At 68.6% G+C, this 19098-nt stretch carries 16 protein-coding genes; 8 read left to right on the top strand and 8 right to left on the bottom strand.

Annotation, left to right across the window (positions count from 1 at the left end; all coding sequences use genetic code 11):
• The first annotated feature begins 3 nt into the window (after positions 1 to 3).
• The gene (locus DMP23_RS37300) at positions 4 to 888 is read left to right on the top strand and encodes a metal ABC transporter permease (RefSeq protein ID WP_037808196.1); all 885 of its coding nucleotides are present in this window, start codon (positions 4 to 6) and stop codon (positions 886 to 888) included.
• A gap of 89 nt (positions 889 to 977) precedes the next feature.
• Here DMP23_RS37300 and DMP23_RS37305 read toward each other — a convergent pair whose 3' ends face one another.
• From DMP23_RS37305 to DMP23_RS37320, 4 genes are all read right to left on the bottom strand, one after another.
• The gene (locus tag DMP23_RS37305; protein ID WP_337823830.1) at positions 978 to 2294 is read right to left on the bottom strand and encodes an alginate O-acetyltransferase AlgX-related protein; all 1317 of its coding nucleotides are present in this window, start codon (positions 2292 to 2294) and stop codon (positions 978 to 980) included.
• Positions 2295 to 2347: 53 nt separating this feature from the next.
• Positions 2348 to 3571 carry a DUF445 domain-containing protein gene (locus DMP23_RS37310; protein ID WP_037808190.1) on the bottom strand — a complete coding sequence of 408 codons (1224 nt, stop codon included), beginning with the start codon at positions 3569 to 3571 and terminating at the stop codon, positions 2348 to 2350.
• Positions 3572 to 3619: 48 nt separating this feature from the next.
• Positions 3620 to 4795 (bottom strand): DUF445 family protein, encoded by a 1176-nt coding sequence (locus DMP23_RS37315; RefSeq protein WP_336157176.1) that lies wholly within the window; start codon positions 4793 to 4795, stop codon positions 3620 to 3622.
• An 81-nt stretch (positions 4796 to 4876) separates the two neighbouring features.
• A complete protein-coding gene (locus tag DMP23_RS37320) occupies positions 4877 to 6106 on the bottom strand; it encodes a DUF445 family protein (RefSeq protein ID WP_337823831.1) in 1230 nt (409 codons plus the stop codon).
• A gap of 129 nt (positions 6107 to 6235) precedes the next feature.
• Here DMP23_RS37320 and DMP23_RS37325 point away from each other — a divergent pair, with 129 nt between their 5' ends.
• Positions 6236 to 8032, top strand: coding sequence for a hypothetical protein (locus tag DMP23_RS37325; protein WP_337823832.1), 1797 nt, complete (start codon positions 6236 to 6238; stop codon positions 8030 to 8032).
• A gap of 672 nt (positions 8033 to 8704) precedes the next feature.
• On the opposite strand, the gene DMP23_RS37330 is transcribed toward DMP23_RS37325, so the two are convergent.
• From DMP23_RS37330 to DMP23_RS37345, 4 genes are all read right to left on the bottom strand, one after another.
• Positions 8705 to 10144: an FGGY-family carbohydrate kinase gene (locus DMP23_RS37330; RefSeq protein WP_337823833.1), complete on the bottom strand. Its 1440-nt coding sequence runs from the start codon at positions 10142 to 10144 to the stop codon at positions 8705 to 8707.
• The gene (locus tag DMP23_RS37335) at positions 10141 to 11472 is read right to left on the bottom strand and encodes an MFS transporter (protein ID WP_167756340.1); all 1332 of its coding nucleotides are present in this window, start codon (positions 11470 to 11472) and stop codon (positions 10141 to 10143) included. Before DMP23_RS37335 ends, DMP23_RS37330 begins: the two co-directional genes overlap by 4 nt.
• Positions 11473 to 11548: 76 nt before the next feature.
• A complete protein-coding gene (locus tag DMP23_RS37340) occupies positions 11549 to 12343 on the bottom strand; it encodes a DeoR/GlpR family DNA-binding transcription regulator (RefSeq protein ID WP_037808176.1) in 795 nt (264 codons plus the stop codon).
• 7 nt (positions 12344 to 12350) lie between these two features.
• Positions 12351 to 12962, bottom strand: coding sequence for a histidine phosphatase family protein (locus DMP23_RS37345; RefSeq protein ID WP_337823834.1), 612 nt, complete (start codon positions 12960 to 12962; stop codon positions 12351 to 12353).
• Positions 12963 to 13064: 102 nt separating this feature from the next.
• Here DMP23_RS37345 and DMP23_RS37350 point away from each other — a divergent pair, with 102 nt between their 5' ends.
• The 6 genes from DMP23_RS37350 to DMP23_RS37375 are packed head-to-tail and all read left to right on the top strand — an operon-like array spanning position 13065 to position 19082.
• Entirely contained in the window at positions 13065 to 13748 is a 684-nt protein-coding gene (locus DMP23_RS37350) for an HAD family hydrolase (protein WP_037808172.1), read from the top strand.
• A gap of 3 nt (positions 13749 to 13751) precedes the next feature.
• Positions 13752 to 15437, top strand: coding sequence for a dihydroxyacetone kinase family protein (locus DMP23_RS37355; RefSeq protein WP_337823835.1), 1686 nt, complete (start codon positions 13752 to 13754; stop codon positions 15435 to 15437).
• On the top strand, positions 15437 to 15892 hold the full coding sequence (locus DMP23_RS37360) for a ribose-5-phosphate isomerase (RefSeq protein WP_337823836.1): 456 nt from the start codon (positions 15437 to 15439) through the stop codon (positions 15890 to 15892). Before DMP23_RS37355 ends, DMP23_RS37360 begins: the two co-directional genes overlap by 1 nt.
• A gap of 53 nt (positions 15893 to 15945) precedes the next feature.
• Positions 15946 to 16986, top strand: a complete 1041-nt coding sequence (locus DMP23_RS37365; protein ID WP_337823837.1) for a 2-hydroxyacid dehydrogenase — start codon at positions 15946 to 15948, stop codon at positions 16984 to 16986.
• Positions 16983 to 18431 (top strand): FGGY-family carbohydrate kinase, encoded by a 1449-nt coding sequence (locus DMP23_RS37370; protein ID WP_337823838.1) that lies wholly within the window; start codon positions 16983 to 16985, stop codon positions 18429 to 18431. Before DMP23_RS37365 ends, DMP23_RS37370 begins: the two co-directional genes overlap by 4 nt.
• Complete coding sequence (locus DMP23_RS37375) at positions 18432 to 19082, top strand: class II aldolase/adducin family protein (protein WP_337823839.1); 651 nt, start codon at positions 18432 to 18434, stop codon at positions 19080 to 19082. It begins immediately after the preceding gene.
• Positions 19083 to 19098 lie beyond the last annotated feature (16 nt).

Raw genomic sequence — 19098 nt, forward strand, 5'->3', positions numbered from 1 at the left:
GCCTTGGACGGCATGTTCGACTTCGCCAAGACGTGGGAGCTGATCTCGGAACTGGACAGCGTCCGCATCGCCCTGATCGCGGCCGCGGTGCTCGGCTTGCTGGCCGGGGTGCTCGGCCCGCTGATCGTGATGCGCCGCATGTCCTTCGCGGTGCACGGAACGTCCGAACTGGCCTTCACCGGCGCGGCCGGTGCCCTGTTGCTGGGCGTCGGAGTGGAATACGGCGCACTGGCCGGTGCCGTCGCCGCCGCACTGTTGCTGGGAATCCTGGGAATCCGCGACGCCGACCGCGATTCGGTGATCGGCGTGATCCTGTCCTTCGGCTTGGGCATGGGCGTCCTGCTGCTGTCGTTCTACAAAGGACGGTCAGCGAACAAGTTCGGCATTCTCACCGGCCAGATCATCACCGTGGACAGCACGAACCTGACCGCCTTGGTGATCTCCGCCGCGGCGGTGCTGGCGGTGCTGGCGATGATCTACCGCCCGCTCCTGTTCGCCAGCGTCGACCGCTCGGTGGCCGAGGCGCGCGGGGTCCCGGTCAAGACGCTGACGGTGCTGTTTTCCCTGCTGGTCGGTGTCGCGACGGCGCTGAGCGTGCAGGTGGTCGGGTCGCTCCTGGTGGTCGCCCTGATGGTGACCCCCGCCGCGGCCGCCGCCCGGGTGACGGCCAGCCCCTTGCGCGCCACGGTGCTGTCGGTGGTGTTCGCGGAGGTCGCCGCACTGGGCGGAATCGTGTTGTCGCTCGCCCCGGGGCTGCCGGTGAGTGCGTTCGTGACTTCGATTTCGTTCTTGATTTATCTGGTGTGCCGAGTGATCGCGTGGGTCCGCGACCGCCGACGCGGAGTGCGGACTAGTCCAGTGGAAGCGGCCCCGGTTCCGGTCGGTTAGCCGTAGCCGTAGCCGTACCCGGACTTGAAGAAACGCTTACGCCCCACGTCTCCGACGAGCTCCTTGGTGTGCCGCCATCACCGAATCCGCTACCGGATCGGATGCTGCGCCAACGCCGCCTTCACCGCGGAAATAAACCCCTCATCCGTGAACGGCACCAACCCGCCAGCCACATTCCGCTCCACCGCCTGCAGCACCACCACGTGCGAGTTCACGAACTGGTCCACCGCCTGCGACTGCGGCGTCTTGTCCGTCGAATACGCCAAATACGTGAGGTTTGTGAACGCCGCCTCCAGATACCGCGACGACGCGAGGCTGAACGAGTCCCCGTAAACCAGGGTCGGCTGGTCGATCGTGCCGACGATCGGCGGGGCCGAGCGGTGCACCGGCTGGTCGATGCTGCCGATGAATTCCCCCGCGCGGTCGGTGACGCCGTCCGGGCGCAGGTTGTAGCGGGTGTTCGTCTTGACGCCGGTTTGGCCGAGCAGCAGCGGCAGGTCCGCGACCGCGTCGTACTGGCCGTCCGGGGCGCTCAGCCAGCTGTTCGTCGCGCCCGGCTTGATCGTGTCGGCGAGTGCGCGCGTGAGGACGAGGCCGCCTTCGTCGCGCCAGTGGGTGTCGTTGGGGGCGTAGATCGGGTGGCCGACCCTGGCCGCTTCGGCGGCCAGTTGCGGGCGCAGGTCGAGCGAGTGGCCTTCGGTGGTGATCTTGTACCAGTCGTTCGGCGAGGCGGCCTGCGAACATTCCTTGCCCGGGTAACTCGCGGGCAGGAACTGCGGCACCATCGTCGTCTTGTCCGGCGTCACCACGAACACGAACTTCCGGCCCGATGCCTCGACCGCCGCGCGCAGTTCGTCGATCCGCTTCATCGTGGTGTCGATGTCCTGGGTCGGCGTGCACTTCGCTTCGGAGTCGTAGCCGTAGTACAGCCAGCCGTCGGTGCCCTGCACGACCTTGCGGTATCCGGCCTGGCTGGAACCCGGTCCGCTCGGCGTCGACGGGCCGGTGTTCGGCGCGCCCGGCTGCTGCAGCGGCGGGGCCGGGATCGGGCCGGAGTTCGACGCGGAACCCTGGTCGAGCGGTGCTGCTTCGCCGAAGACACCCTCGCTGATCCCGTTCGCCGCGTTGATCGCGCCGGCCCGGAACGACAGCTGGTCGGTCGCCCATTTGGGGAGGTTGGTGAAGAACTTGAAGCCTTCGCCAAGGCTGGGGAACCCGGCGAGCTTGTGGTTTTCGATCTCGCTCGGCCGGACCCCGACGACCCACAGCAGGGTCGGCGTCACGAAGAACAACAGGGCGCTGACCAGCGCGGTCAGCTGCCGTTTGCCGTGCCGCGGGCGATGCAGCGCGTGCTCGCGGGGCAGGTAGGCCTCGTGGACTGCGGGCAGCTGCGGTGGCTCGGACACGTCACTGAGGTTAGCCAGTTCGAGTGAGCCCGGCGCGAACAACCGCCGAAAAGTCAGCCGAGCATGAGGAGGACTTGCAACTCGCCGACGAGGAACCCGATCACGCCGCCGACCGCGATCAGCTTCCACTCGTCCTGCCGGAACGCCGGCCGCAGCAAGCCCTCGAACTCCAGCGGCGTCAGCGCGAGCATCCGCTGCTCCACCATCTTCGCCACGTCCATCGCCTCGGTCAGGTACCCCTCGGCGTACCGGGCGGTCAACGGCATCTCGGCCAGCGCCCGCTGCGCCGCGGCGTGCTTCATCTCCTGCAGCCGCTGCGCCCCGACGGCGAGCGCGACCACCGGTTTCGCGGCGCTGACCTGCGCGTCCACCGCGTGCCCGACAGCGCGTTCGACCATCGCCACGAGCCGGTCCGACTTCGGGCCGCGCAGCAAGGCATCGAGCAGATTCGGGACGGTCAGCACCTCGTTGGCGACCAGCTCGCCGTACTGCCGGGCGACCTCGGCGCGCCGCCGCTGGAACTTGCCTTGCAGGATGACCCGGCCCAGCCGCACCGGCTCGCGCGGCAGGAAGATCATCTTGATCGCCAGCCAGTCGGTGAACAGCCCGATCGCACCGCCGAAGATCGGCAGCACCAGCGGCTGCCGGGTGAACGCCCACACCAGGGCCTGGACCAGGCCGAGCACGAAGCCGAAGACGATCCCGGCGCGCGCGATGAACGTCATCTCCGGCCGGGACGTCTCGCGGATCAGCCGGACCAGCAGCGCCCGGTCGCGGGTGAGCCGTTCGACGGTCATGTGCCGGACGTCGAGGACCTCGTCCAGATTGTCGCGGACCTCGTCCAGGAACTCCCGCACCAACTGCGGCGTGCTGGCCTGCACCTGCTTGATCAGCAGTTCCTGGGCGAGCGTGGGCATGACCTCCCACAGCCGCGGATGATGCTGTTCGAGCACGTCGCGGGCGATCCCGTCGACCGCCCGCAGCAGCGGCTGCTCGAGTTCGCGGGTGATGATCACCGGGTCGACGCGGGCGAAGACCTCCTCGATGTCGAGCAGGTTCGCGGTGAGCAGGTCGGTCGCGATCGCGGCCATCCGGCCGCCGTGCTTCGGCACCACGCCCTGCCAGCCGAGGAACGGCCGGATGCCGACGAATTCGAGCGGACGGAACATCATCTCGATCGCGACGCGTTTGGTGACGTAGCCGATCAGCGCGGCGACGAACGGCATCGAGACGTACACCGGCCAGTGCCGTGCGAGGTCGTCCAGCACCGCGTTCACCGGGTCTCCCTCCCCCGTTCCGGAAGGAAACCGTATCGCGTGCGCGGGCTAACCGAGGAGCAGCAACGCCTGCAGTTCGCCGACGAGCCCGCCGATCACCGCGCCGACCGCGATCAGCTTCCATTCATCCTGCCGGAACGCGGGCCGCAGCAGCTGCTCGAACTCGAGCGGGCTGAGCCGGCGCATCCGGTCCACGATCGTGTTGCGGACGTCGAGCGCGTTGATCGCGTACGTCTCCGCGTGCCGGATCGTGTCCGGCACCCGCTCGGCGGCCTTCGCGGCGGCGACCTGCTTCATTTCCTGGAACCGCTTCGTGCCGACCGCGATCGCGACGAACGGCTTCACGACGCTGGCCTGCGCGTCGATCGTCTTCTGCACCTCGCGGCTGATCAGCGAGAACAGCCGGTCCGATTTCGGCCCGCGCAGCACGGCTTCCAGCAGATTCGGCACGGTGATGATCTCGCGCGCGATCATGTCGCCGTAATCGGCGGCCACCTCGTCGCGGCGCTTCTGGAACACGCCCTGCCAGTTGTAGAAGCCGAAGAACCGTTTCGGCTCGCGCGGCAGGAAGATCATTTTGAGCGCGAGCCAGTCGGTCAGCCAGCCGATCCCGAGCCCGAACAGCGGCAGCACGATCGGCGACTTCGTCAGCGACCACACCAGCAGCTGCACACAGCCGAGAATGAACCCGAACCAGAGGCCGGAACGCGCGATGAACCGCATTTCCGGCCGCGAGATGTCGCGGATCAGCCGGTTCAGCAAAGCCTTGTCGCGCACCAGGTTCGTGACGACCATGTGCTTGAGGTCGAGCACGTCCTCGATGTTCTGGGAAATCTCGCGCATGATCTTCGTGATCGCGCGCGGAGCCTCGGCCTGCACGCGTTTCAGCAGCAGTTGCTGCGCGCCGGACGGCAGCATTTCCCACAGCCGCGGCTGGTAGGTCTCCATCACCTCGCGGGTGACGTCCTCGACCACGCGCAGCAGCGGCTGTTCGATCTCCCTCGCGACCTGCTCCGGGTCGAGCCGGGCGAAGATCTCCTTCGGGTCGACGAGGTTGGTGGTGAGCATTTCGGTCGCGGTCGTCGCCATCCGCTCGGCGTTCGCGGGCAGCACGCCCTGCCAGCCGAGGAAGGGCCGCAGTCCGACGAATTCGAGCGGCCGGAACATCATCTCGATGGCGACGCGCTTGGTGACGTAGCCGATCAGCGCCGCGATGAACGGCATGGAGACGTACACCGGCCAGTGCTCGGCGAATGTGTGCACGCGCGTCCCCTCCGTGTTGCCTACGGAACGGTAACCCGCGCACTAGTGGAGCAAGAGCAGCACCTGCAGTTCGCCGACGAGGCCGCCGATGACCGCGCCGACCGCGATCAGTTTCCATTCGTCCTGTTTGAACGCCGGCCGGAGAATGCCCTCGAACTCCAGGGGCGTCAGCTGCTGCATCTTCTCGACGATGGTGTTGCGGACGTCGAGCGCGTCGGTCGCATAACTCTCGACGTGCTTCACGGTCTCCGGCAGATACGCGATGGCCTTCTCCGCCGCGGCCTGCTTCATCTGCTGATACTCGCGCCCGCCGACAGCCAGGGCGACCAGCGGTTTCGCCAGGCCCGCCTGCGCGTCGACGGTCCGCTGGACCTCCCGCGTGACAAGCGCGAACAGCTTGTCCGCACGCGGTCCGGTGAGGACGGCTTCCAGCACGTTCCCCGCGGTGAGGACTTCCTCCGCGATCAACGCGCCGTAGTCCGCGGCGACCTGCGCGCGGCGTTTCTGGAACATGCCCTGCCAGGTGAAGAACAAGAACCGGCGCGGCTGGCGAGGGTAGAAGATCATTTTGAGCGCGAGCCAGTCCGTGACGAAGCCCGTGACGAAACCGAAGATCGGCATGATCACCGGTTGTTTCGTGAGCGCCCACGCGATGAGCTGGACGAGCCCGATGACGAATCCGAAGCCGATTCCGCTGCGCGCGATGAACCGGAACTCGGGCGCGGCGACCTCGCGGATCAGCCGGCAGGTGAGCGATTTGTCCCGGACCATGGCGTTGATCAGCATGTCGTTGACGTCGAGAACTTCGTCCACATTCGACGCCACTTCCCGCATCAGCCGCTTCACGACGACGGGCGCCTGCGCGCGGACGCGGTCCACCAGCAGTTGCTGCGCGCGAGCGGGCAGCATTTCCCACAACCGCGGCTGGTAGGTCTCGAACACCTCGCGGGTGACCTCGTCGACCGCCTTCAGCAGCGGTTCTTCCAGCTGCGCGACCATTTCCTCCGGATCGAGCCGGGCAAAGACCTCGCGTGGGTCGAGGAGGTTCTTGGTGAGCAGGTCGACCGCGGTGGTCGCCATCCGCCGGGAGTTGGCCGGGATGACGCCCTGCCAGCCGAGGAAGGGTCGGATGCCGCGGAACTCGAGCGGCCGGAACATCATCTCGATCGCGACGCGTTTGGTCAGGTACCCGATGAGCGCCGCGATGAACGGCATGGTCGCGTACACGTGCCAGTGCGCGGCCAGGTCGGCGGCGATGGCTGGAAGGTCCATGCGTCTGCCCCGTTCGCCCGCGCGGTACGTCGGGGGACAGGATGCCATGCGTGACGTCGGGTTTCGCGCTTCGTAATACAGCCGTTTGGCGGTACGTGCCGCAGGTGCCCGGATCACTAAGGTGGCCCGATGGTCGCGCCCGAGAAGCCGCAGCACCCCGCCTTTGCTATTACCCGGAAGGGATACGACCCGCACCAGGTCGACGCCCGCATCGCCCAGCTGACCAGCGAACTCAAGACGACCTCCCACGGCCGCGACGAGGCGGTGGCCACCGCTGGCGAGCTCACGAAGGCCCTGACGACAGCCCAGTCGGAGCTGTCCGAGGCGAAGGCCGCACTGGTCCGAGTCACCTCGAGCCCGGCCGGTGCCGGTGCGATCTCCGAGCGCGTGCGGATGATGGTGCAGCTGGCCGAGGAGGAAATCGCCGACCTGCGCCGCTCCGCGGAAGCGGACGCGTCCTCGACGCGTACTGAAGCGGACCGCTACGCCCACGAAACCCAACGGGCAGCGGACAAAGCGGCCAAAGAAGCGGAAGCGGAACGCCAGCGTTTGCTAACGGAGACCCACGCCGATTTGGCCGCGCGCTCGGAGGCCCTCGACGCCCGCGTCGCGGCTGCGGAGCAGGACCTGGCTGCGCGACAAGCGGATCTGGAATCCCGGATCGCCGCCGCGGAAGCGGACATCGCGAGCCGGACGGCCGCAGCGGACGAGGAGATCGCGACCCGCCTGGCAGACTTGGAAGCGCGACTCAAGGCAGGCAACGAAGACATCGCGACGCGGACTGCGGCTGCCGATTCGGATATCGCGACCCGCACCGCGGCAGCCGATGAGGACATTTCCACGCGCACCGCCGCGGCGAACGAGGACATCGCCACTCGGACCGCCGCGGCTGATTCAGAGATCGCGACCCGCCTGGCCGCCGCAGAAGAAGACATCGCGACGCGCACCGCCGCCGCCGACGCGGATATCGCCACCCGCACCGCAGCGGCCAATGAAGACATCACCACCCGAACGGCTGCGGCCGACGCCGAAATCGCGTCCCGCACCGAAGCCGCCGACCGCGCCCGTGCCGAGGCAGACCAGGCTTCCGCAGCAGCCCGCGCCGAAGCCGATCAGGCAGCTCTGACTGCCCGCACCCAAGCCGACGAGGCGGCCGCCGAAGCCCGTGCCAAGGCGGATGCGGAAGCCCAGCACGCCCGCCTAGCCGCCGACGCCGAAGCCCGCCGCATCCGCGACGAGAAGGACGCCGAAGCCCTCCGCATCCGCACCGAAGCCGACGAAGCCGCCGCCCAGGCCCGCGCCGAGGCAGACGCCGCAGCCGAAGCCGCCCGCCAAGCCGCCGACGAGGAATCCGCCCGACGCCGCGCCGAAGCCGACGCCGCTGCCGAAGCAGCCGCCGCCCAAGCCCGAGCCGAGGCCGACCGTCGAGCGTCGGAAGAGATCGCCATCAAGAAGGCACAGGCAGAGACTGCCCTCGCCGACGCTCTCCAAAAGCAAACCGAAGCCACCGAATCGCGCACCCTGGCCCTGGACTTGCGCACCAAGGTCGCGGACCGGATCGCTGCGACCAACGAAGCCGTCCAGGAGGCGTTGCGCTTCCTCGGCTCGCAGGAAGAGGACGCCGCTTCCGCTCCTCCGCAAGGTTCCGCCTCGTCGCCGACGGATGCTCCCTCAGGAACTGCCGCTCCGAGGCAGACCTCGACATCTTCATCGGCTGACGCACCTTCCCAGCCATCAACCACGTCAGCGACCGACGCCCCATCAGCAACCGGCTCGTCCGCACCGGCTTTGCCCCAGCCGACCCCGCGCTCAGACACCCAGTCGACCGCGGGGCCGCAACAAGCGGCAAAGTCCTCCGAACCGCCGACCCCGCGCAGCAATGGCAACGGCCGTCGCCCTGGCCGCCCGCGCGCAGGTCGCAGCTAACCGCCTCGACCGCACCGTCCGAGCCAGCCCAGCCGTATCGACTAGCCCAGCTCGCGAGCGACCGGGCTGACTCGCCCGCGCCCTTGCCCTTGGCTCTGGCCCGCCAGTTTGCTGGCGTGGTCGGGTTGGTTCGGCGTCGGCGTCGGCGTCGGCGTGCGAGTTTGCTGGCGTGGTCGGGTTGGCTCGGCGTCGGCTTCGGCTTCGGCGTGCGAGTTTGCTGGCTTGGCCGCGCTGGTTCGGCTTCGGCGTGCGGGTCTGCTGGTGTGATGGGCTGGCACGGCTTCGGCGTGCGAATCTGCTGACCTCGCCGGGCTGGTTCGGCTTCGACGTGCGGGCCTGCTGGCGTGGCCGGGTTGGCTCGGCCCCGGCTGCGAATCCGCTGGCTTCGCCGTTCTAGCTCGGCCTCGGCCTGCAGACCTGTTGACTTCGCCGCTCTGATTGCTCGTTCAGTTGCCGGTGGCGCAAGACTCCGAGCTCGCTGCTCTCGCTGGCGGTTGGGCGAGCTCGTCGGCGACGAGAATCGCCAGTTTGCTGGCCGGGCTGCCAGACCGGCCCCGCGCCTTCCAACCCCGCCCACGCCTTCCAAACACTCGACCTGTCTCGTCTCAACCGACCGGCAGCGCCCACGATCGGGTCCAAGTCCCAGTCAGCCGCGCAAAATCCCCAGCAGCATCACCCCGCCGCCACCGTGAACAGCTCGTCATCAATCCAGCCACGATCCCGCAGTTCGCGGCAAAACCGTTGGTACGAAGCCGACATCGCCGCCGACTCACCCGGCACAGGCTCAATCAATGACCCCACCGGCATTCCCTTGCACACCGCACTCAGCCCACCCGACGTGCACCCCACCGCCGCGAGGAGTGCTGCGCCGTAGCCTGTTTCTGCTTGCGGTGCGACTTGCAACCCAAGCCCGCTCACCGTGGCCCGGATCTGCGTCCACAAAGGACTCTTGCTGCCACCGCCCGCCGCCAGGAGCGGTTCACGGACCGGGACGCCCAGACGCCGCAAATGGTCCAGGGCGAGTCGTTCCAGGAAGGCGACCCCTTCCAATCGCGCCCGATGCAGCTCGACGTCGTCGGCTGGCGTGCCGAGAACGAAACCCTCGGCGTCACCATGGGCGAAGGGAAAACGTTCTCCCTTGCGCCGCAACGGGAAAGCCACAACCTCGGCCGGACCGCGCGCAGTGGCGGCGGCATCCAACTCGGCTAGCCGCGGACTGTCCGCAACGGACTCGCCGCCAGTGTTCGACGCACCGCCTGGCAGCCACCAGCCGTCTGGATGGCGGTGGCTGTACATGACTCCGGTGGGATCCGGCACGAGCGATTCCGTAACACCCTTCAGCACATAGGTGGTTCCGAGGATTCCCACAAATCGCCCTGGTTCGACCGCGCCTGCGGCGAGTTGTCCCGCGCATCCGTCTGTCATGCCTGCCACCACGAGACATCCGGCAGGCAACCCGGCGACCGGCACCGAGATCTCGCCGAGCACGCTCGTCGGCGCGACTACCGGCGGCAGCATCCCCTCCGGCACGCCCAGACCGGCGAATACTTCGGACGGCCATTCCCCAGCCAACGGGTCGTAACCGCTTTTGAGTGCGTGCGACCAATCCGCTGCGACCGGATGTCCGGTCAGTTTCGCCGCGATCATCTCCGGCGTGTGCCGGACGGCGACCGCCTCGGTGTGCTCGGCTAGCCAGGCGATCCGGCCGAGTGCCGCGGTCGGCGAGACGCTCGAACCCAGTTTCTGCCACCGTCCGGCGCCGAGTTCGACGGCTTTCGCGTTGTAGTCCGCTCCGCGCCGGTCGTCGTACATCAACGCGGGCGTCACCGGTTCGCCCGCGGCGTCGACTCCGACGATCGTTCCGGACGTCGCCGCGATCGCCACCGCCGCGACTTCCGCGCCGCGGCCGGGCAGCGCGGCCGTGACCTCGTTCAGCACCGAACCGACCGCGGGCCACCACGCCGACGGATCCTGTTCGCTGCGGCCACCGCCCGCGCGCACCGGCGCCGGCAGCGACGCCGATGCGGTGGCGAGGACCGAGCCGTCGCGCACCGCGAAGGCGCGAACCCCCGCGGTGGCGACGTCGATGCCGACCGAGACCTGCTCGTTCACGCCGTGCTGACCCTTTCTTCGACATCTTGCAAGCTGCCGTCGCTCGCGAGTGCCTTCTCGGTTTCCTCAGGCAGCTTCAGGAATCGCACCAGCACCGCGGCCACCAGATACAGCGCGGCGAAGATGATGACGACTCCGGCGGCACCGGCCGGTCCGAGGAACAGCGACACGATCGCCGGTCCGACGAACGCCGCCGCGCCCGCACCGAGATTCAGCAGAGCCATTGCGCCGCCCTTGTGCTCCGGGGCCAGCGACGGCAACAACGCGGAGATCGGCACGAACCCGGCGAGCGTCGCACCGTAGAGCGCGCCGACGATCAGCGCGAGCCAGTAGTACTGCGAGCCCATCGCGACCGGCACGAAGTACAGCAGCAGGATGGAGATCGCACAGCCGATCGCGCCGAACCAGAAAATCGTGGTGCGCCAGCCGATCCGGTCGCTCAGCACGCCGAAGATCAGGTTGAAGAAGATGTTCGTCCCGTAGATCACCGAAACGAGCAGCAGCCACCGGCTTTCCCCGAATCCGATCTGGGAGATGAAGATCGTCGGGAAGAACACAAGCATGCCGAACTCGGGCGCGGTGTTGATGACCCGCACGATCATGCCGACGCCGACCCGCGGCTTCTTCCACGCGATCGAGACGCTGGAAACCAGGCTCTGCACCGGTTTCACGTCCGGCGGCGCGAGCCTGCGGTACCCCGTGCGCTGCCGGACGCCGAACACCGCCACGAGCCCGCCGACGCCGAGCAGCACGACCGCCACCCACAGCGTGCCGTAGTGGCCGAACAGCGGATTGGTGAAGCTGGCGACGAGCGCGCCGAGCGTGGGCAGTCCGCCGGTGAAGGCGAAGTAGAACCAGCCGACCGCCGCGCCGAGCCGGGCGACCGGGGCCACCGCGGTGATCCACACCAGGAACCCGAACGCGAACATCGGATAGCCGAATCCGCGGATGCCGTAGCAGATCAGCATCGCCGCGTAATTCCCGCCGGCGAGGCCGATCGTCAGGAACAGCGCGTCGAACACCAGCCAGATGACCAGGCCGATGATCATGACCCGCCGAGGGCCCCACAGTTCGGACAGCGCGCCCGACAGCCACGACGCGAGCATCACCGCGACGCCGTACACGGTGATCACGTACGACGCCTTGATTTCCGTGCCCGCGCCGTTGTCCGCCATGTACGGCGCGATGAAACCGGATTCCACTCCGTCGCCGATCATGAACAGGAGCAGTCCGACATACCCGAGGAACAGGGGTGCGGGCAGCCCCCATTTCGTGAGCAAGCGCCCGAAGCCCGACTTGGGCAACTCCGCTGTTGCCGACTCGTTCATACACGCCTCCATGACGTCGAGATCCAACGTATCATGGACTGTGTGAACTTCGCACGCAAGAGTGTTATGAAGTCGATCAGTTCTCAGGGTCTTCGGCGACCTGCACCTCGACCCGGCTGCGCATCTCGTCGACGTAGTGCGGATCGGCTCCCTCGTCCACGATCAGCAGGTCGTAGTCGTCCAGCGGCGCGAGCCGGTGCAGCGCCGTGCGCTTCATCTTGCTGTGGTCCATCAGCAGCACCTTGTGCCGCGCGGCGGCGAGCATGGCCCGCTTGATCATCACGATCTCAGGCTCCTGGTGGAAGCTCATCGACGTGCTCATCGCCGAGGTGGACACGAACGCGATGTCCACCGAGAGCCGTTCGATCGACTCGATGCTCTGCATGCCGAGGAACGAATCGTGGGTGGGCGAGTAGTCGCCGCCGATGCAGATCAGCCGCAGTTCGTGCACGTTCTTGAGCACGTCGATCGCGGCGAGGTAGTTCGTGGCCACGGTCAGCGGCGTCACTTCGACCAGGAGCCTGGCCAGCGCGAGCGCGCTGGTGGAATCGTCGAGCAGCACCGACATGCCCGGCTCGACCTGCTCCACCGCGTGCATCGCGATCACCCGTTTGGCGTCGACGTGCGCGTTCATCCGGTATTCGGCGTTGCTCTCGAACACCGTCGACGGCATCGCCGAGACCCCGCCGCGGTACTTGCGGACCAGGCCGCGCCGGGACAGTTCGTCGATGTCCCGGTGCACCGTCATCATGCTGACGCCGAGCAGGTCGACGAGCTCGCCGATGGTCGCCGAACCCTGCCGGAACACGTGTTCGGTCAGCTTCTGCTGACGGTTCTCGCGGGGATGGGCGGCAGGCTTTTCGCTCGACATGCCGTGATTATCGCGGTTCCACTGGGAGGTTGAAGCGCACCAGGGCAGTTCGGTCACCACTCACCTCCAGTTCGGTGACGGCCGCGTTGTCCAGGCGCGGAAACACGCTGCGGTAGCGGGACAGCGGGATGCCGAGCAGCTCGCAGAGGGTGAGCCGCAACAGCGTGTTGTGCGCGACGACCAGTGCGGTTCCGCTGGTCGCGGCGGCAATCGACCGGAGCGCGCGGGCCCCGCGCCTGGCCGCTGCGGCCGGATCGTCGGCGTCGGGGAACGCGCCGGCGATCGGATCGGCGAGGAAGCGTTCGACCGCGTCGGGATCGGTCTCGCGCACCTCGTCGCGGGTGCGGCCCTCGGCGATGCCGAAATAGGTCTCCCGCAGGTCGGGGACGATTTCCGGGACCAGGTTGAGTGCCTCGGCCGCCGGTTCGATCGTGTGCCGGGCACGTCGTTGCGGCGAACAGAACAGCGCGTCCGGTTTCACCCGGCGGGCGTACGCAGCCAGCGCGTCCGCCTGGCGGATCCCCTCCTCGGTCAGCGCTACCTCGCTGGTGCCCGCGTAGCGGTTCTCCGCGTGCCATTCGGTCTGCCCGTGCCTGGCGAGCAGCAGCCGTGCACCCACTCGTGCCCTCCTTGTGTGAACACTCTTGCGAACTTCTCATCGTCGCTGTTAACTTAACATTGCTCGTGTGAAGCGGGCTCGCTCTCTGAAGGGATCTGGTGGATGACTCTCGACGCGGTGGTGTTCGACCTCGACGGTGTCCTGGTGGAAAGTGAACACCTCTGGGAGGAGAACTGGGTCGCTTTCGCAGCTCGTCACCAGGTCGAGTGGACGGCGGAGGACACGGCCTCGGTGCAAGGCATGAGCGCGCCCGAATGGGCCGGCTATCTCGCCCGGCGGTGCGGGGTGCCGGACCAGGCGGACGAGGTGGAACGCGCGGTGGTCGACGGCATGATCGCCTCGATCGACGCGGGCGAAGCGCCGCTGCTTCCCGGTGCGGGTGCGATGGTGCGCGAGGTCAGCGAACGGGTCCCGGTCGCGCTCGCGTCGTCGGCGGCCCGCCGGGTGATCGACGCGGTGCTCGAAAAGCATCAGCTCACCGGCGAGTTCACCGCCACGGTGTCCAGCGCCGAGGTAGCGCGGGGCAAGCCGAATCCGGACGTGTACCTGGAGGCGGCGGCCCGGCTTGGCAAATCGGGCAGCGAATGCCTCGGGGTCGAGGACTCCAGCAACGGCATCCGGGCGGCGGCCGCGGCCGGGCTCACCGTGATCGCGCTGCCCAACCCGACGTACCCGCCGAAGCCGGACGCGCTGGAGCTGGCCAGCGCGGTGGCCGAGAGCAATGACGACGTCCGACTGAAGCTCCTGGCCTACCTGGCCGGCGAGCCGGTGGCTGCGAGGGACTGAACCATGACCACCTTGGGTTCCCCGGACACGTTCAAGCGGCAGTGGCTCGACGGGTTCGTCACCGCGTACGGCCGCACGGTCCAGAAGGTTCCGGACGCCTACGGCGTCGTCCGCCGCGAGGCCCCGGCGAGCTCGAAGGTCGCGGTCGTGATCGGCGGCGGATGCGGGCACTACCCGGCCTTCGCCGGTCTCGTCGGCCCTGGGCTGGCCGACGGCGCGGTCGTCGGCGACGTGTTCACGAGCCCGAGTGCCGAGCAGGTCTACCGCACGGCTCGGGCGGCGGACAACGGCGCCGGCGTGCTCTTCGGTTTCGGCAACTACCAAGGCGACGTGCTCCACTTCGGACTCGCCGCTCGCAGGCTGGCGGCGGAGGGCATCCCGAGCCGCACCATCCTGGTCACCGACGACATCGCGAGCGGGCCGGCGACCGAACCGGAGCGACGGCGCGGCGTGGCGGGCGATTTCCTCGTTTTCAAGATCGCCGGGGCGGCGGCGGAACGCGGCTACAGCCTCGACGCGGTGTACGAGGTCGCGGCGAAGGCGAATGCTCGCACGCGGACCTTCGGCGTCGCGTTCGGCGGTTGCACGCTGCCCGGCGCGGACGCGCCCCTGTTCACGGTCGCGGACCAGGAAATGGAGCTGGGCCTCGGAATTCACGGCGAACCGGGCGTGCGCACGGTGGGCCGGTTGTCCGCGGCTGAACTGGCCGACGAATTGGTCGACGGTCTCCTGCCGGAGCTGCCGGAAGGGGATGGCCGCGTGGTCGTGCTGGTGAACGGGCTCGGCCGCACCAAATACGAGGAAATGTTCGTCACCTACACCCGTGTGCACGAACGGCTCGCCCAAGCCGGGCTCAGCCCGGTGCATTCCGAGGTCGGGGAGTTCGTCACCTCGCTCGACATGGCCGGGGTTTCGCTGTCGATCCTGGTGCTGGACGACGAATTGGCCGAGTTGTACGCCGCGCCGTGCGATACCCCGGGCTACCGCACCAGCGGTGCCGAGCTGACCGCGGTCGATCTTGAGTCCACAGTGGACGAATTGCTGACCGAGGAGGCTCCGGGGACCAGCGTGGTCGACCGGGTTCTCACCGCGGCGTTGCGCAGCATCGAGGAAAACGAAGCGGAACTGGGCAGGCTCGACGCGGTGGCCGCGGACGGAGACCACGGGCTCGGCATGACCCGCGGGATGCGCGCCGCCGTCGCTGCCGCGCGGCGCGAGCCGGACACGGTTTCCGGTGCGCTGCTGGCTGCCGGTACAGCGTTCGCCGATGCGGCTGGCGGTGCCTCGGGCGCGTTGTACGGCGTGCTGCTGGCGGAGACCGGTGCCGGTCTGCGCGGTGTCGATGCCGGGGACATCACCACGACAATGCTCGCCGACGCGGTCGAGGGTGCGGTGCGCGCGTTCTGCGAGCTGGGCAAGGCCGAACTGGGCGACAAGACAATGCTCGACGCGATCGAGCCGTTCCGGGCGACGCTGCGGGAGCAGTCGGGCTCGGAAGTAGTGCAAGCCTGGCGGAAAGCCGCTGGAGCCGCGGTCGTAGCCGCGCAGGAGACCGCGCACTTGCGTCCGGCGAAGGGACGCGCGGCGCGGCTGGCGCAACGGAGCGAGGGTCATTCGGACCCGGGTGCGGTGTCGTTCTCGCTGCTGGTCACGGCAGTCGGCGAGGAGCTGGAAAGGAGCGCGGACTGATGCGCATCGTGGTGGCGGCGGACAACGCCGGGGTCGAACTGAAGAATCAGCTGCGCGACCTGCTGCAGGCCGACGCGCGAGTCGCCGAGGTGACCGACCTCGGCGTGCCCGACGCGGCGGACGACCGGGCGTACCCGTTGCTGGGACTGGCCGCGGCGGAAGCCATCGCTCGCGGCGAAGCGGACCGCGGCGTCCTGGTGTGCGGCACCGGCATCGGCATGGCGATCTCGGCGAACAAGGTGCCCGGCGTGCGGGCGACGGTCGCGCACGATTCGTACTCCGCCGAGCGGTCGATCAAATCGAACGACTGCCAGGTGATCACCTTCGGAGCGCGCGCGATCGGCCCTGAGGTGGCGAAGAAGATCGTGGCCGAATGGGTCGGGTACCGCTTCGATCCCGCGTCGGCCAGCGCGACCAAGGTCGCGCACATCACCGAATACGAGAACGCCCACTGACCAAGGCGTCCGTCGTGGCGCACAATCGGCACAGAGCGAGTGAGGGAGCAGAGTTGCACATTCTCGCTGCGGGAGACCACTTCGTCAGCCCCGGCCTGCTGGCCGGAGCCGTCCGCGCGGAACTCGGCGGCGGCCACGAGGTCGCCGAGCTGACGCTGCCGTGGCCGGTCGAGCCGTTCGGGCCGGTCGGCAACGTGCTGGAAGCGAGCGGTACCGAAGAGCAGGTGATCGAGGCACTCGCCGGTGCCGAGGCCGTCGTCACGCAGATGGCCCCGTTCACCAAGAAGGTCTTCGCCGCCGCGCCGGAGCTCAAGCTCGTGTCGGTGTGCCGCGGTGGGCCGGTGAACGTCGACCTCGTCGCCGCCACCGAGGCCGGAGTCGCCGTCACGTACGCGCCGGGACGCAACGCGGGCGCGGCGGCCGAGTTCGCGGTCGGCATGATCCTAGCCGCGATGCGGCGGATCTCGACCTCGTCGGCCGAACTGCTCGCCGGCACCTGGCGCGGCGACTACTACGCCTACGACCAGGCCGGACTCGAGCTGGGCGGCACCACGGTCGGGCTCGTCGGGTACGGCGCGATCGGGTCGCGGGTCACGAAGGTGCTCGTCGCGTTCGGGGCGAACGTCCTGGTAGCCGACCCCTATGCCGACCGTGCCGCGGTAGCAGCCGACGGCGCGCAGCTCGTCGAGCTTGACGAACTGCTCCGGCAGAGCCGAGTCGTGAGCCTGCACGCGCGGCTCACCGAGGAAACCCGGCACCTGATCGACGCGAGCAAACTCGCTCTCCTGCCGGAGGGCGCGGTCCTCGTGAACACCGCTCGCGGTGGCCTGCTCGACTACGCGCCGCTGCCCGACGCCCTGCGTTCCGGACGGCTCGGAGCGCTCGCCCTCGACGTTTACGACGTCGAACCGCCGCCGGCGGACTGGGCGCTGCGCGACGCGCCCAACGTCATCGCGACCCCGCATCTCGCCGGCGCGAGCAGGCAGACCGCCGAGCGAGCGGCAGCGATCGTCGCCGCGGAAGTCGGCCGGTACGCCCGCGGCGAGCAGCTGGCCAACCTCGCGAATCCCGAGGTACTGGAGCGGCGGCCGTGATTGTCGGGGTCGACATCGGGACGTCGCTCACCAAAGCCGTGGTGTTCGACGAGGACGGCAGCTCCATCGCGAGCGCGTGCACGCCGTCCGAAGTGCACCACCTGCCGGGCGGCCGGGTCGAGCAGGATCTCGACCAGGTCGTCGGCACGGTCGCGAAGGTGGTGCGCGAGGTCGCGGCCGCGCTGCCCGAGCCGGTGTCCGCGCTGGCCTTGACCGGACAGGGCGACGGGCTCTGGCTCCGCGACGAAGCAGGCGCCGCGGTGCACCCGGCCATCTCGTGGCTCGACGGCCGGGCGAACACGGTGCTCGCGAAATGGCAGGCCGACGGCGTGACCGCGGAAGTCTTCCGGCGCACCGGTTCCGGCATGTTCCCCGGCTGCACCGCGGCCATCATGTCCTATTTGGACACCCATGAACCCGAGGTGCTCGACCGTGCCGCCGTGGCCGGATACTGCGTGGACGCGGTGTTGCAGCGGCTCACCGGCGAGATCACAGTCGACGTTTCGGACGCGTCGCTGCCGTTCCTGAACCCGGCCACCCGCAGCTACGACGACGGTGCGATCGAGGCCTGCGGGCTGGGACATCGCCGGTCGTTGTTCGCGAAACCAGCTCCGGCGAAGTCGGTGTTCCGGCTCGACCGGCGCGGTGCGGAACTGCTCGGGTTGCCGGTCGGATTGCCAGTCACCGCAGGGCCGTTCGATCTGCCAGCCAGCGCGATCGGTGCTGGCGTACGGAAGCCGGGCGACGGCATCCTCACCGCCGGGACCACGCTCGCCTGTCAGGTACTCACCTCCGACCCGACGTTCGATCCCGAAGCGGAACCCGCGGGCATGTTCCTGTGCACGCCGGACGAGCACGAGTACCTGCACGCAATGCCCGCGATGGTCGGCACGGCAGGCATCGATTGGGCTTGCCAGTTGCTGGGCATCAGCGTCGAGGAAATCGACCCGTTGCTGGCGAACAGCAAGCCGGGCGCTCGCGGGGTGCGCGCATTGCCGTTCCTTTCGGTATCGGGGGAACGCGCGCCGTTCGTCGACGCCGGAGCACGCGCACAGTTCTCCGGGCTGAGCCTCGAAACCGGCCGGGCCGACCTGGTCCGGGCGCTGTGCGAGTCGATCGCTTACGCCGCAAGGCATTGCTTCGACGCCGCCGGGCTGTCGGGACAGCTCTACGCCTGCGGCGGAGGAGTCCGTTCGCCCGAATGGCTGCAGATCTTCGCTGATGTACTCGGCCGTCCGGTCGTGATCCCGAGCGATCCCGGCGTCGGCGCGCGCGGTGCCGTGCTCACCGCCGCGGACGCGCTCGGAACGCCGTACGATCGGGATCGCTGGGCCGCGCACGCGCGAACGGTCGAGGCCCGGCCCGAGAATGTGGCTGACTACGAGCGCGGTTACGCCGACTACCAGGCTTCCCTGTCTGCCGCGCGCGGACTGTGGAGGCTGTGAATGATCCTGGAGAACGAGCGTGCCGCGGTCTGCGAGTACGCCCGCCGCCTGACTGCGGACGGCTTGGTCGTCGGCACCTCAGGCAACGTGTCGGCGCGGGCGGGCGACCTGGTCGCGGTAACCCCGACCGGCGTTGACTACGCCGCCCTCACTCCCGCCGACATTCCCGTGGTGGACCTCGACGGCAAGATCGCCGACGGTGCGCTGAAGCCGACGAGCGAACTCCCGATGCACCTGGCCGTGTACACCCGCGCCACCGACCCGGAATCCGCCCCGGTGAACGCGGTCGTGCACACGCATTCGGTGCACGCCACCGCAGTGTCCACTTTGGTCACCGAAGTTCCGCCGATCCACTACATGCTCGCGGCAATCGGTCCGACGGCTCGAGTAGCGCCGTACGCGACCTACGGCACCACCGAACTTGCCGATGCGATGCTGCAAGCCCTGGCTGACCGCCGAGGCTGCTTACTGGCCAACCACGGCACGATCACCTATGGCGACTCGCTGGGGAGTGCGTACAGCCGGGCGCAGCAACTGGAATGGGTTTGCCAGGTATGGCTGACGGCTCGATCCGCCGGTACTCCGGCTCTGTTGCCGCCAGCGGAAATCGAGCACGTGGTGGAGAAACTGAAGGGATACGGCCAGCGATGACCGGCTAGGGCGCGGG

Source organism: Amycolatopsis sp. A1MSW2902, assembly GCF_017312175.1.
GTDB classification, from domain to species: Bacteria; Actinomycetota; Actinomycetes; order Mycobacteriales; family Pseudonocardiaceae; genus Amycolatopsis; species Amycolatopsis nivea.

Bases quoted from the DNA above. Each gene is read 5' to 3' on its own strand.
- DMP23_RS37315 (WP_336157176.1), bottom strand. From the start codon at position 4,795: ATGCCGTTCATCGCGGCGCTGATCGGCTACGTCACCAAGCGCGTCGCC.
- DMP23_RS37320 (WP_337823831.1), bottom strand. From the start codon at position 6,106: ATGGACCTTCCAGCCATCGCCGCCGACCTGGCCGCGCACTGGCACGTG.
- DMP23_RS37325 (WP_337823832.1), top strand. From the start codon at position 6,236: ATGGTCGCGCCCGAGAAGCCGCAGCACCCCGCCTTTGCTATTACCCGG.
- DMP23_RS37335 (WP_167756340.1), bottom strand. From the start codon at position 11,472: ATGAACGAGTCGGCAACAGCGGAGTTGCCCAAGTCGGGCTTCGGGCGC.
- DMP23_RS37340 (WP_037808176.1), bottom strand. From the start codon at position 12,343: ATGTCGAGCGAAAAGCCTGCCGCCCATCCCCGCGAGAACCGTCAGCAG.
- DMP23_RS37350 (WP_037808172.1), top strand. From the start codon at position 13,065: ATGACTCTCGACGCGGTGGTGTTCGACCTCGACGGTGTCCTGGTGGAA.
- DMP23_RS37355 (WP_337823835.1), top strand. From the start codon at position 13,752: ATGACCACCTTGGGTTCCCCGGACACGTTCAAGCGGCAGTGGCTCGAC.
- DMP23_RS37360 (WP_337823836.1), top strand. From the start codon at position 15,437: ATGCGCATCGTGGTGGCGGCGGACAACGCCGGGGTCGAACTGAAGAAT.
- DMP23_RS37375 (WP_337823839.1), top strand. From the start codon at position 18,432: ATGATCCTGGAGAACGAGCGTGCCGCGGTCTGCGAGTACGCCCGCCGC.